This is a genomic window from Streptomyces sp. NPDC005202, from assembly GCF_040608235.1.
GTDB lineage: Bacteria > Actinomycetota > Actinomycetes > Streptomycetales > Streptomycetaceae > Streptomyces.
The window spans coordinates 659,351-672,466 of record NZ_JBEXHW010000001.1 but is presented as its reverse complement, the minus strand read 5'-3'; the positions used below and the strand labels follow the sequence as shown (position 1 = coordinate 672,466).

10 protein-coding genes are annotated in these 13,116 nt (G+C 70.5%); 5 read left to right on the top strand and 5 right to left on the bottom strand.

All coding sequences use genetic code 11. The features are described from left to right. Positions 1-28: 28 nt before the first annotated feature. The 3 genes from ABZV31_RS03125 to ABZV31_RS03115 all read right to left on the bottom strand — a co-directional run bounded on the left by ABZV31_RS03125 (position 29) and on the right by ABZV31_RS03115 (position 3,322). On the bottom strand, positions 29-850 hold the full coding sequence (locus ABZV31_RS03125) for an ABC transporter permease (RefSeq protein WP_355887277.1): 822 nt from the start codon (positions 848-850) through the stop codon (positions 29-31). A 169-nt stretch (positions 851-1,019) separates the two neighbouring features. Next, complete coding sequence (locus ABZV31_RS03120) at positions 1,020-1,994, bottom strand: ABC transporter ATP-binding protein (RefSeq protein WP_355887595.1); 975 nt, start codon at positions 1,992-1,994, stop codon at positions 1,020-1,022. Between the two features lie 116 nt (positions 1,995-2,110). Further along, positions 2,111-3,322 (bottom strand): NYN domain-containing protein, encoded by a 1,212-nt coding sequence (locus ABZV31_RS03115; protein ID WP_355887274.1) that lies wholly within the window; start codon positions 3,320-3,322, stop codon positions 2,111-2,113. 224 nt (positions 3,323-3,546) lie between these two features. Between ABZV31_RS03115 and ABZV31_RS03110 the strand changes: the two genes are divergently transcribed. Continuing rightward, positions 3,547-3,717, top strand: coding sequence for a hypothetical protein (locus tag ABZV31_RS03110; protein ID WP_355887271.1), 171 nt, complete (start codon positions 3,547-3,549; stop codon positions 3,715-3,717). 96 nt (positions 3,718-3,813) lie between these two features. Here ABZV31_RS03110 and dnaE read toward each other — a convergent pair whose 3' ends face one another. Beyond that, positions 3,814-7,350, bottom strand: a complete 3,537-nt coding sequence (gene dnaE, locus ABZV31_RS03105; RefSeq protein ID WP_355887268.1) for a DNA polymerase III subunit alpha — start codon at positions 7,348-7,350, stop codon at positions 3,814-3,816. A 280-nt stretch (positions 7,351-7,630) separates the two neighbouring features. Between dnaE and ABZV31_RS03100 the strand changes: the two genes are divergently transcribed. The 4 genes from ABZV31_RS03100 (at position 7,631) to ABZV31_RS03085 (ending at position 12,532) form a co-directional block, all read left to right on the top strand. Continuing rightward, positions 7,631-8,971, top strand: a complete 1,341-nt coding sequence (locus ABZV31_RS03100; RefSeq protein WP_355887265.1) for a DUF2252 domain-containing protein — start codon at positions 7,631-7,633, stop codon at positions 8,969-8,971. A gap of 68 nt (positions 8,972-9,039) precedes the next feature. Further along, on the top strand, positions 9,040-9,786 hold the full coding sequence (locus ABZV31_RS03095; RefSeq protein ID WP_355887262.1) for a hypothetical protein: 747 nt from the start codon (positions 9,040-9,042) through the stop codon (positions 9,784-9,786). 129 nt (positions 9,787-9,915) lie between these two features. Next, positions 9,916-10,758 carry a thioredoxin domain-containing protein gene (locus ABZV31_RS03090; protein ID WP_355887260.1) on the top strand — a complete coding sequence of 281 codons (843 nt, stop codon included), beginning with the start codon at positions 9,916-9,918 and terminating at the stop codon, positions 10,756-10,758. A gap of 91 nt (positions 10,759-10,849) precedes the next feature. Then, positions 10,850-12,532: an alkaline phosphatase D family protein gene (locus ABZV31_RS03085; protein ID WP_355887258.1), complete on the top strand. Its 1,683-nt coding sequence runs from the start codon at positions 10,850-10,852 to the stop codon at positions 12,530-12,532. 7 nt (positions 12,533-12,539) lie between these two features. On the opposite strand, the gene ABZV31_RS03080 is transcribed toward ABZV31_RS03085, so the two are convergent. Further along, on the bottom strand, positions 12,540-13,109 hold the full coding sequence (locus ABZV31_RS03080) for a dienelactone hydrolase family protein (protein ID WP_355887255.1): 570 nt from the start codon (positions 13,107-13,109) through the stop codon (positions 12,540-12,542). Between the last annotated feature and the right edge of the window lie 7 nt (positions 13,110-13,116).

The following is a 13,116-nucleotide window of genomic DNA, read 5'->3' as shown; positions in this document are numbered from 1 at the left end:
ATCGTGCCAGTTGCGTCGGTCAGCCGCGTCACCGGACGGCCGCCCGCCGGTACGCCCAGGTGGCAACGGCCAGCGAGACCACCCCGACCCCGGCGCACACGGCCAGGTCACCGGCCACGAACGCCCAGTCGGGATGCGCCGTGAAAGTGCGCGCGTAGGCCTCCACACCGTATGTCGACGGCAGCAGGTCGCGCGCGAGGCGCACGAGCTCCGGCATCCGGTCGGCCGGCAGCACACCCAGCAGCAGCGCCGCCGACATGCCCAACTGGCCGAGCAGAGTGGCCAGTTCGGGCCGTGGCGCGAGCAGCCCGCAGGCGGCGCCCAGCCCGGAGAGCGCGGCACCGGCGAGCGGGATCACCGCCACGAGCACCCACAGGTTCCCCAGCGGCAGCCCGAACAGCACGCACCCGAACACGGCGGTCACGACGGTTCCCGGCACCGTGAAGGAGGCGTACGCCCCCGCCGCGCCCAGGACCACGGCCGCCGGCGGCACCGGCAGCGTCGCGTAGTGGTCGAGCCCGCCGCTGGCCCGCAGCTGCCCGAAGTACTGCGCCAGCAGGTTCAGCGCGACATAGGCGACGACCACGATCGAGGACCCGGCCACCACCGACTCGGCCTCGCCGCCGCCGCTCACCACGCCCCGCATCATGATCATGATGCCGATGGACTGGAAGGTCGCCACGAACAGCAGCGGCATCCGCGCCACCCGGGCCCGGGACAGCTGCGCCCGGTACACGGCCACGAGGGACGGCCACAGCCGCGCCCGCGGCCCGAGGACGGCCGCCTCCCGGGCACCGCCGTCTCCCACGGCCGTGGCGCCCGGCAGCACGCCGGCGGGTACGACACTCACGTCGAACTGCTCCTCTTTCCTACGGCGGACGCGGCCCACGCGTCGGCCGCACCCCGTGCGCCGGACGGGTTCCCCCCGGCGCCCGCGTGGTCCCTTACGAATCCGCCGGCCCCGGCGCTCATCCCGTCTCCGCCGGCCCACGCCCGCATACCGTCACCGATCCACACGCTCACGCCTTCACCAACCCCTGCCGGGCCGCGCCGCCCAGCGTCAGGTACACGTCCTCCAGGCTGGGCGTGGCGAGGGTGAAGTCGTCCAGGGCGGCGAAGGCGGCCCCGCCGGTCACCGTGGCAACGGCCGCGCGGGCCTCCTCGGGCGCCAGCCGCAGCGTCCAGCGGCGGCCCGACTCCACGGCCCGCTCCCGCAGCGCGGCAACCTCCGCCACCTCCAGGGGCGCCCGGTCCCGCCACACCAGCTCGACCCGCACCTCGCCCGAGACCCGCTCCCTGAGCCCGGCCGGGGTGTCGCAGGCGATGATGCGGCCCCGGTCCAGGACGGCGACCCGGTCGAGAACGGTCTCGGCCTCGATGACGTTGTGGGTGACCAGCAGCACCGTGGTGCCGCGCTCGGCCCGGCGCCGGTCGACGGCGGACCACACCGCCCGCCGTGCCACGGGGTCCATGCCGGTGGTCGGCTCGTCGAGCACGAGCAGCGGCCGCTCGCCGACCAGGGCGGCGGCGAAGCAGGCGAGCCGCCGCTGGCCGCCCGACAGCTTCTTTACCGGACGCCCGGCGATCGGTGCGAGGCCCAGTTCGTCGAGGACGGCGTCCCGCTCGGCCCGCGCCCGCCGGGCGTCCAGGCCGCGCAGCCGTCCGGTGGTCTCGGCGGCGAGCGAGACGGTCAGCTCGTCGAGGGCGCTGGACTCCTGCCCGAGGTAGGCGAGGATCCGCGCGGCCCGCTCGGGGTGCGCCACGATGTCGTGCCCGAGGATCTCGACCGTGCCGCGGTCCGGCCGCATCAGGCCGGTCAGCTGGCGTACGAGGGTGGACTTGCCGGCGCCGTTCGGCCCGAGCAGCCCGAAGATCTCACCGCGCCGGACGTCGAGCTCGATGTTGTCGGTGGCCCGCACCTCGGGCGTCCCGGGGGCTCCGCGCCGGCCGCGTACCGCGGGATAGGTCTTGGTCAGTCCACGCACCGCGCACACGACGTCGTCCCCGTGCCGAAGTGCCTGTGCCGCGCGCGTACTCACAAAGGACGAGAGTACGGGGTCCGGGGCCTTTACTCGCCCTTGGGGCGACTCGGGGGGATTCAGTCGCCGATTCAGTCGGCCGCCGGAGCGTGTTCCGCCGCCGTGCGCACGTCGATCTCGCGCCAGAACCCGGCCCGGATGGCGTAACGGTCGTGTTCGTCGATCTGGTCGTCCTTGTGCGCAAGCAGCCCGAACCGGGCGGCGTAGCGCAGCAGCTCCCCGTCGATGCGGTGCGGGATCCGCGGATACATCGACGACAGCTTCTGCAGGTGCGTCTGGTCGCCCAGCCGTTCCATCCACCGCCGTGCGAAGACCTGCCCCACCTCATACGGGTCGCCGCCGACGGTCGTGATGTCCTCCTCCCGGTCGGCCCAGCGCTGCTCGGCCGTGGTGAGCTGCGCCAGCGTCGGCATGGAGGCGGCCTCGGGGGGCTCGGCGGCGACGCCCGGGCGGTCCACCCAGCCCTTGTCGGAGGACCAGCGCAGGGTCGCCGTGGCGGGGTGCTGGACGGGCTGTGCGCCGGGTGCGCGCAGGGCGGCCAGGTCCTTGGGGGTGGGCACGCCCTTGGGGGCCGGCACCCGCTCCTCGGTGCCGTTGCGCGCTGCGGGCGTGGGCTGCTGCTCCTCGGCGGGGCGTTCGGCGGTTGTGGCGAGCGCGGATTCGGGCAGCGGCGCGGAGAGGATCGCGGCGATCTCGGGGCGCGGCGCGGGCGGCGGCGCGCAGATGCCGGTCAGCTCCTTGGCCCGTACGGCCTTGGTGATCCAGGTGCGGTCCAGGACGCGCCGCTCGTCGGCCTCGGCGACCAGGTCCTCGGACTGGTTGTAATCGCCGTCGGCGGCCTGCACGGCCCACAGGTGGACGGCGACGCCGTGCTCCTTGGCGGCCATCATGCCGGGCAGCAGGTCGCCGTCACCGGTGACGAGGACGACGTCGGAGCAGGCGCGGTTGCGGGCCAGCTCGGTCAGCTCGGCGTGCATGGCGGCGTCCACGCCCTTCTGCGCCCAGCGCCCGTCGCTGCGGGTCAGCGCGCCCAGCCGGACCGTCACCCGGGGCATCACGCGGAGCCTGCGGTGCTCGGGCTGGGGGACGCGGTCGGGGGCGCCGTCGAACCAGTAGATGCGCAACAGGGGCCGTTCCGTGTCGGACTCGGCCTGTTCGCGCAGCCTTTGGACGAGGGCGGTGTGGTCGACGGTGATCCGGGACCGCGACGGCTCCCCGGCAAGGAGACTGGCGGCGGCCCCCAGCAGATACCCGGCGTCCACCAGGACGATGCAGCGGTCCACGCGATCCACCCTCTTTCCGGGAGGTTTGCTTCGGGCTTGCTTCGAGTCTGCCCGACCTCGCGGGGGTTAACGGCCCGAACTCGATCTTCGGCGTGGCGTTTCGGCGGCTCGCGCCCCGACCACCCCTGTCACAGACGGTAATTATCCGACATGCGCTCTTTGTCCGCCTATGTGAATCTGGTCCCGGCCCTGGCCCCTAGATCCCCCTCAGGAGGCAGATCACCATGGCCAAGAACAAGAAGCAGGACCGCAGCCAGCAGAAGACGTCGGGGGCCGAACACGGCCCGCAGGAAACGCAGCGGCCCATGGAGCCGCCGTCCGAACACCACGTCCCGCCGGTGAATCCCGGTGATATAGCCCGCAAGGGCCGGCAGAAGCGCTTCGGCCACAACTGAGACCGGCGCGCGGGCCGTTGAGCCCAGGCACCGACGAGGGGCGTACCCCGCCTCGGGCACGCCCCTCGTTCACGTCGGTTGCTCGGCCGGCTCTCGTCAGCCCGCCAGGCAGGACGGGCCCAGCAGCACCTTCAGGTCGCCGAACAGCGCGGGATCCGGCTTCACCCGGTGCCGGTCCAGGCGCAGCACCGTCGTCTTGCGCGGCCCCTGGAGCTTGATCCGCACCTCGCTGTCGCCCTTGTGGTGGCTGAGGATCTCGCCGAGGCGGCTGACCATCGGCGGAGTGACCTTCACGGCCGGGATGGTGAGGACCACCGGCGCGTTGCTGCCCGCGTTCGACAGGTCGGGGACCATCAGCTCCATGGCGACCAGGCGCGGCACGTCCTCGCGCTTGTCCAGGCGGCCCTTGACGAACACCACGGCGTCCTCGACGAGTTGGGTCGACACCAGCTGGTAAGTCGCCGGGAAGAACATGCACTCGATGGAACCGGCGAGGTCCTCGACGGTCGCGATGGCCCAGGCATTGCCCTGCTTGGTCATCTTGCGCTGCAGGCCGGAGATGATGCCGCCGATGGTGACGACCGCGCCGTCGGCGTGCTCGCCGCCGGTGAGCTGGGCGATGCCCGCGTCGGCCTTGTCGGCAAGGACGTGCTCCAGGCCGAAGAGCGGGTGGTCGGAGACGTACAGACCGAGCATCTCCCGCTCCTGGGCGAGCAGATAGGTCTTGTCCCACTCCTCGTCACTGAAGGTGACGTCGAGGCCGAAGCCGGGCTCGTTGCTCTCCTCCTCCATGCCGCCGAAGAGGTCGAACTGGCCCTCGGCCTCCTTGCGCTTGACCGCGACCACGTTGTCGATCATCGGCTCGTACTGCGCCATCAGGCCCTTGCGGGTGTGGCCGAGGGAGTCGAAGGCGCCCGCCTTGATCAGCGATTCCGTGGTGCGCTTGTTGCAGACCACCGCCTCGACCTTGTCGAGGTAGTCCGGGAAGGAGGTGTACTTCCCCTTGGCCTTGCGGGTCTTGATGATCGACTCGACGACGTTCGTACCGACGTTGCGGACTGCGGAGAGGCCGAAGAGGATCACGTCGTCGCCCTGGGCGGCGAAGTTCGACTCGGACTCGTTGACGTTCGGCGGGAGCACCCGGATGCCCATGCGGCGGCACTCGTTGAGGTAGACGGCCGACTTGTCCTTGTCGTCCTTCACCGAGGTGAGGAGCGCGGCCATGTACTCGGCGGGGTGGTTCGCCTTCAGATAGGCGGTCCAGTACGAGACCAGGCCGTACGCGGCCGAGTGGGCCTTGTTGAAGGCGTAGCCGGCGAACGGGACCAGCACGTCCCACAGGGCCTGGATGGCCTCGTCGCTGTAGCCGTTCTTGCGGGCGCCGGCCTGGAAGATGACGAAGTTCTTCTCCAGTTCCTCGGGCTTCTTCTTGCCCATGACGCGGCGGAGGATGTCGGCTTCGCCGAGCGAGTAGCCCGCGATGATCTGGGCGGCCTTCTGCACCTGCTCCTGGTAGACGATCAGGCCGTAGGTGACGTCCAGGACTTCCTTGAGCGGCTCCTCCAGCTCCGGGTGGATCGGCGTGATCTCCTGCTGCCCGTTCTTGCGCAGCGCGTAGTTGATGTGGGAGTTCATGCCCATCGGGCCCGGCCGGTACAGGGCCGAGACGGCGGAAATGTCCTCGAAGTTGTCGGGCTTCATCATGCGCAGCAGGGAGCGCATGGGGCCGCCGTCGAACTGGAAGACGCCGAGGGTGTCGCCGCGCTGGAGCAGTTCGAAGGTCTTGGGGTCGTCGAGCGGGAGGCTCAGGAGATCGATGTCGATCCCCTTGTTGGCCTTCACCATCTTGACGGCGTCGTCCATGATCGTGAGGTTGCGCAGGCCCAGGAAGTCCATCTTCAGCAGGCCGAGCGACTCGCAGCTCGGGTAGTCCCACTGCGTGATGGTCACGCCGTCGGTGTGCCTGACCCAGACCGGGACGTGCTCGGTGATGGTCTCGCTGGACATGATCACGCCGGCGGCATGCACGCCCATCTGCCGTACCAGGCCCTCCACACCGCGCGCGGTGTCGATGACCTTCTTCACGTCCGGCTCGTTCTCGTACATCGCCCGGACCTCGCCCGCCTCCGAGTAGCGGGGGTGGTTGGGGTCGGTGATGCCGGACAGCGGGATGCCCTTGCCGAGGACGTCGGCGGGCATGGCCTTGGTGATGCGGTCGCCCATCGCGTACGGGTAGCCCAGCACGCGCGCGGAGTCCTTGATGGCGTTCTTGGCCTTGATGGTGCCGTAGGTGCCGATCATGGCGACCTTGTCGGCGCCGTACTTCTCCGTCACGTACCTGATCACCTCGACGCGCCGGCGCTCGTCGAAGTCGATGTCGACGTCGGGCATCGAGATGCGCTCGGGGTTGAGGAACCGCTCGAAGATCAGGCCGTGCGGGATGGGGTCGAGGTCGGTGATGCCGAGGGCGTAGGCGACGATCGAGCCCGCGGCGGAGCCTCGGCCGGGGCCGACCGCGATGCCGTTCTTCTTGGCCCACATGATGAAGTCGGCGACCACGAGGAAGTAGCCCGGGAACCCCATCTGGATGATGACGTCCATCTCGTACTCGGCCTGCTTCTGGCGGTCCTCGGGGATGCCGCCCGGGTAGCGGCGCTCCAGGCCTCGGCGGACCTCCTCCTGGAACCAGGTGACCTCGGTGTAGCCCTCGGGGATGTCGAACTTGGGCATGAGGTCGCGCTTCTCGAACATGCCGGTGGTGTCGACCATCTCGGCGATGAGGAGCGTGTTGGCGCAGCCCTCCTGCCAGGCGTCCGAGGAGTCGATGGCGTACATCTCCTCCGTGGACTTCAGGTAGTAGCCGGTGCCGTCGAACTTGAAGCGGTCGGGGTCGGAGAGGTTCTTGCCGGTCTGGATGCACAGCAGGGCGTCGTGGGCGGACGCCTCGTGCGCGTACGTGTAGTGCGAGTCGTTGGTGACCAGCGGCGGGATGCCGAGCTTCCTGCCGATCTCCAGCAGGCCGTCGCGGACCCGGCGCTCGATCTCGATGCCGTGGTCCATCAGCTCCAGGAAGTACTTGTCCTTGCCGAAGATGTCCTGGTAGTCGGCGGCCGCCTTGAGGGCCTCGTCGAAGTGGCCGAGGCGCAGCCGGGTCTGCACCTCGCCGGAGGGGCAGCCGGTGGAGGCGACGATCCCCTCCGACCACTGGGCGATGGTCTCCTTGTCCATGCGGGGCCACTTCTGCAGCCAGCCCTCGGCGTACGCGTCCGAGGACAGCCGGAAGAGGTTGTGCAGCCCCGTCTTGTTGACCGCCCACATCGTCTTGTGGGTGTAACCACCGGAACCGGAGACGTCGTCCTTCTTCTGGTGCGGCTGGCCCCAGAGGATCTTGCGCTTGTTGCGCCGGGACTCGGGGGCGACATAGGCCTCGATGCCGATGATCGGGGTGATACCGGCCTTCTTCGCGGAGTGGAAGAAGTCGTACGCCCCGTGGAGGTTGCCGTGGTCGGACATGGCGATGTGCGTCATGCCCATCTCGTTGCACGCCTTGAACATGTCCTTCAGCCGCGCGGCACCGTCCAGCAGCGAGTACTGGGTGTGGACGTGCAGGTGCGTGAACGGCGGCTTTGACACGGTTGCGGCCTCCAAGGCGAACGTGGGTGGACGGGCGTCCGAACGGCTGCGGACAGTCTGGGCGACAGCGTTGAAGTCTATGCCCCGGCACTGACACCGAGGTGGATACTGTGGCGCGAAGCGCCCCGATGAAGGGTGGCGGTCGGGCGACGGGAGGGCGGGGTCCGCCGCGTACCTTCATGCGAAGAAACGCGGGCACTCCCCCGCACCGCCGGACGTTGGTGTGAGGGAAGATCCGTCCCATACGTCACGCACCACCTGCACCAGGAGGCACCCAGCGATGTCGGTTCCGCAGCTCAACGACGAGCACCGCGGCGAGGAGATCCTCGCCGTCTTCGACACCGCCTTCGGCGAGCTCCTGGCCGCCGACCCGGCCGCGTTCCGCGTGAAGTTCCGGAAGATGGCGGCCTCGGCCTTCGCGTTCTACCGGGGCACGGCCTGCCTCTTCTACCACGACCTCACAGCGAACAAGGAGTTCGGATCGAAGCGCGGCGGACCGTACCTGGACGAGCGCACCTCGCGCGTGTGGATCCACGGCGACCTGCACGCGGAGAACTTCGGCACGTACATGGACTCCAACGGCCGCCTGGTCTTCAACGTCAACGACTTCGACGAGGCGTACGTCGGCCCCTTCACCTGGGACCTGAAGCGCTTCGCCGCCTCCGTGGCCCTCGTCGGGTACGCCAAGGCGCTCAGCGACGAGCAGATCACCGAGCTGGTGAGGATCTACGCGGCCGCCTACCGCGAGCGCATCCGCGCCCTGGCCACCGGCGCCAAGAGCGACGAGGTGCCGCCCTTCACGCTGGACACCGCCCAGGGCCCGCTGCTGGACGCGCTGCGCGACGCCCGGTCCCTGACCCGCTTCGGGCTGCTGGACTCGATGACCGAGATCCGCGACTTCGAGCGCCGCTTCGCGCCCGGCGGCGGCTCCATCGAGCTGGACGCGGCCACCCGCTACAAGGTGCTCGCGGCCTTCGACGGCTACCTGGAGACGCTGCCGGAGACCTCGCTGTCCCGCCCGGACTCCTACCGCGTGAAGGACGTCGTCGGCCGCCGCGGCATCGGCATCGGCTCGGCCGGCCTGCCGTCGTACAACATCCTCCTCGAGGGCCACAGCGACGCCCTGGAGAACGACGTCGTGATCTACATCAAGCAGGCCCAGACCCCGGCCGTCTCCCGGCACATCACGGATCCGGCGATCCGCGACTACTTCCAGCACGAGGGCCACCGCACGGTGATCTCCCAGCGCGCCCTGCAGGCGCACGCCGATCCGTGGCTGGGCTGGACCGAGCTGGACGGGGCGGGCCAGCTGGTCGCCGAGGTCTCGCCGTACGCCGTCGACCTGGACTGGGGCGACATCGACGACCCGGAGGAGATCGCGCAGGTCGTCGCCGACCTGGGCCGGGCCACGGCGACGATGCACGCGGCGGCGGACGACCAGTCCGGCGAGTCGCTGGTGCCGTTCTCCACCGAGCGGGCCATCGACGCGGCGATCGCGGCCGACGAGGAGGGCTTCGCGCCCCTGCTCGTGGACTTCGCGCACAGCTACGGCGCACGCGCGCGTGCCGACCACCAGATCTTCGTGGACCTGTTCCGCAACGGCCGGATCCCGGGTCTGTGACGGAAAGGCCGCACACAGGGACCCTTTAAGGGTCTCTTACCGGGGCACGTGACACACTCTCCTCCGCTATGGACATATCAGGGACCCAGCTCAGAGCCGTCCGCGCGGCGCTGTTCACGGCCTCCGTCGTGACCCTCAGCACCGCGTCGCACGTGCTGCTGTCCCGGGTCCCCCTGCCGCTGAACACGGTGGCCGCGGTCGCGGTCGCCGTGTTCGTGCTCGCGTACGTCCTCGCCGGCCGCGAGCGCGGCTTCGGGCGGATCGCCGCCCTGCTGATCCCGCTGGAGCTGGCCGCCGACACCGTCTTCACCACCGGCCAGCACGTCTGCTACGGCCCCGCGGGCGGCCCGGTCGCGGGCCCGCTGCGCTCCGTCGGCTTCGACGTGCTGTGCGGCGGCGGCACCGACGTCGGCACCTCGCTGGTCCGATTGAGCGGGGGCGGCGCGCAGCGCCTCCATGAGGGGTGGTGGCCGGGTGACGGGTGGGCCGGCACCGACACCGACCGGCTCGCGGCTCTGCTCGCCCACGCCGACCCGGCGACCGCCTGGCTGCTGCTCGCCGCGCACGTCGGCGTCGGCCTCCTCGCGGCCGGCTGGCTGCGCCGCGGCGAGCGGGCGCTGGCCCAGCTGCTGCGCGCGGCGGCCGTGACCACGTTCCGGCCGCTGCTGCTCGCGGCCGCCGCCGTGACGGTCCGGCCGGCCCCGGCGGTCCCCCGGCCGGCGCGGCCCGCGCCGCGGATCACCGCCCTGCGCACCCGCCTCCTCGTGCACACCCTGGGACGGCGCGGACCGCCGTGCTCGGTCGCCCTCGCCTGAGCGACACCGCCGTCGCCCGGCCGGAGCGCCTCACCCGTCGCCCTCGCCCGGACGGCACCCCTGAGCACGACCAGTCCCCCACACGTACCCCGCGCACGAGAGCTGCGCGTCCCACAGGAGAACACCACCATGAGCAACCGGAACAGTCAGACGGCGAAGACGGCGGCCCGTGAGCGGCTGCGCGCCGAGCGCGAGCGCGAGGCCAAGCGGGCCAAGACCAAGCGGCAGATCATCGTCGCCTGCTCGGTCGCGGCCGTGCTGGCGGCGGCCGGCGGCATCGGCTACCTCGTCGTCCAGGCCAACAAGCCCGGCCACTGGGAGGCCGTGAAGGACGAGAAGGTCGTCGCGCCGGCCAACACCACGGGCACCAACGGCACGACGGTGGTCATCGGCAAGGACACCGCCAAGAAGACCCTCAAGGTCTACGAGGACCCGCGCTGCCCGATCTGCGCCCAGTTCGAGCAGACCGTCGGCTCGACCGTCAAGAAGGACATCGACGACGGCAAGTTCAAGATCCAGTACATCGGCGGCACGTTCATCGACGGCGACGCGCTCAGCAAGGGCACGATCGGTTCGCGCGGCGAGGGCTCCAAGAACGCGATGAGCGCCATGGGCGCCGCGCTCAACGTCAGCCCCGAGGCCTTCCTCGAGTACAAGACCGCGCTGTACTCGAAGAAGTGGCACCCGGAGGAGACGGACGACAAGTTCAAGAGCGACGACTACCTCATCGAGGTCGCGAACACCGTCCCCGCGCTGAAGAACAACGCCAAGTTCCAGACCGCGGTGAAGAACGGCACGTATGACGCCTGGGCGCTGGCGATGTCGAAGACCTTCGACACCAACAAGGACGGTGTGACGGGCACCCCGAGCTTCGTCATGGACGGGAAGATGCTCACCACCCCCGGCACCCAGAACCCGCCGATGACGGTGGCCGAGTTCAACTCCGTGGTGGGCGCGGCACTCAAGGGCTGACGCTTCCGGCAGCCGTATCGGCGCTGAAGAGCGGGCGAACTTTTGCGAGTTCGCCCGCTCTCGTTCATACCGATCAGTAACCTGATCGTCCGTGACCAGTCGATACAGATCGTCCGAGCGCGCCCAGACGTCCTCGGAGACTTCCAACTCGCTTGCCCCGCACCGTCGTACGGTCGTCAAGGCCGCGGCCGCCACCGCCGTACTGGCCGGCCCGCTCGCCGCCGCGCTGCCCGCGCGTGCGGCCACCCAGGCGCCCGCCTTCCTGCACGGGGTCGCCTCCGGCGATCCGCTGCCGGACGGCATCCTGCTGTGGACCCGCGTGACCCCCACCGCCGAGGCGATACCCGGCTCCGGACTCGGTCCGGACACCGAGGTGAGCTGGGTGGTGGCGAAGGACAAGGCGTTCACGAGCATCGTCGCCAGGGGCTCGACCACCGCGACCGCCGCCTCCGACCACACCGTCAAGGCCGACATCCGCGGCCTGGAGCCGGCCACCGCCTACTGGTTCCGCTTCTCGGCCGGCGGCACCGACTCCCCGGTCGCCCGCACCCGCACCGCGCCCGCCCACGACGCCGCCGTGACGGGCCTCCGCTTCGGCGTGGTCTCCTGCGCCAACTGGGAGGCGGGCTACTTCACGGCGTACCGCCATCTCGCGGCCCGGGGCGACCTGGACGCCTGGCTGCACCTCGGCGACTACATCTACGAGTACAAGTCCGGCGAGTACGCGGCCCGCGGCACGGTGGTACGGCCGCACGCGCCGGCGAACGAGATCCTCACCCTCGCCGACTACCGCGTCCGGCACGCCAAGTACAAGACCGACCCCGACCTGCAGGCCCTGCACCACAAGGCGCCGGTCATCGCCATCTGGGACGACCACGAGTTCGCCGACAACGCCTGGTCGGGCGGCGCGGTCAACCACACCGAGGGCGCCGAGGGCGCCTGGACCGCGCGCAAGGCAGCCGCGAAGCAGGCCTACTTCGAGTGGATGCCGGTGCGCCCGGCCATCGAGGGCACCACCTACCGGCGCCTCCGCTTCGGCAAGCTCGCCGACCTCTCCCTGCTGGACCTGCGCTCGTTCCGCTCGCAGCAGGCCTCCACGGGCAGCGACTCGGTCGACGACCCGGACCGCACGCTCACCGGGCGCGCCCAACTCGACTGGCTGAAGGCCGGGTTGAAGGCGTCCGACACCACCTGGCGGCTGGTCGGCAACTCGGTGATGATCTCGCCGTTCGTCGTCGGCTCCCTCTCCGCGGACCTGCTCAAGCCGCTCGCCAAGCTGCTCGGCCTGCCGCAGGAGGGCCTCGCCGTGAACACCGACCAGTGGGACGGCTACACGGACGACCGCCGTGAACTCCTCGCCCACCTGCGCTCGAACGCCATCCGCAACACCGTCTTCCTGACCGGCGACATCCACATGGCGTGGGCCAACGACGTGCCGGTGGACGCCGGTACCTACCCGCTGTCGCCGTCCGCCGCCACGGAGTTCGTGGTCACCTCGGTGACCTCCGACAACCTCGACGACATCGTCAAGGTTTCCGAGGGCACGGTCTCGGCGGTCGCCGCGCCGGTGATCCGCGCCGCCAACCGGCACGTCCACTGGGTCGACACCGACCGCCACGGCTACGGCGTGCTGGACATCACCGCCGACCGCGCGCAGATGGACTACTACGTCCTGTCCGACCGCACGAGCCCGAACGCGACCTCCGCCTGGGCGCGTTCGTACCGCACGCGCAGCGGCACGCAGAAGGTCGAGCGGACGTACGACCCCGTGTAGCCGTCGGCTACAGGCTGTCGAGGAAGCCGAGCGCCACCCGCCAGGTGGCCTCGGCGGCCTCCTCGTCGTAGTCCGGCAGGTCCGGATCGGTGTACAGGTGTCCGGCCCCGGCGTACCGGTAGACCTCCACGTCGGCGCCGGTCCGGCCCATCTGCAGGTACCAGGCGCTCAGCCAGTCGTCCGTCTCGAACGGGTCGGGTTCGGCCACGTGCAGCTGCACGGGCAGGTCGTCCACCTTGGCGCCCGGCGCGATGTCCGACGTGCCGTGCAGGAGCAGCAGGCCGCGCGCCTTGTCGTCGCCGAGCGCGAGGGTCTGTGCGATGGAGGCACCGAGCGAGAACCCGGCGTACACGAGCCCCCGCTCCGAGTAGGGCGCCGCGGCCAGGACGGCCCGCTTGAGCAGCTCGTCCTTGCCGATCTCGTCCTTGAAGGCCATGCCCTCCTCGACCGTGTCGAACGTACGGCCCTCCAAGAGATCCGGCGTCCACACCTCGTGCCCGGCGGCGCGCAGCCGGTCCGCGGCCTGGCGCACCGCGGGTCTGAGGCCATAGGTCGAGTGAAAGAGCATGATGTTCATGAGGCCA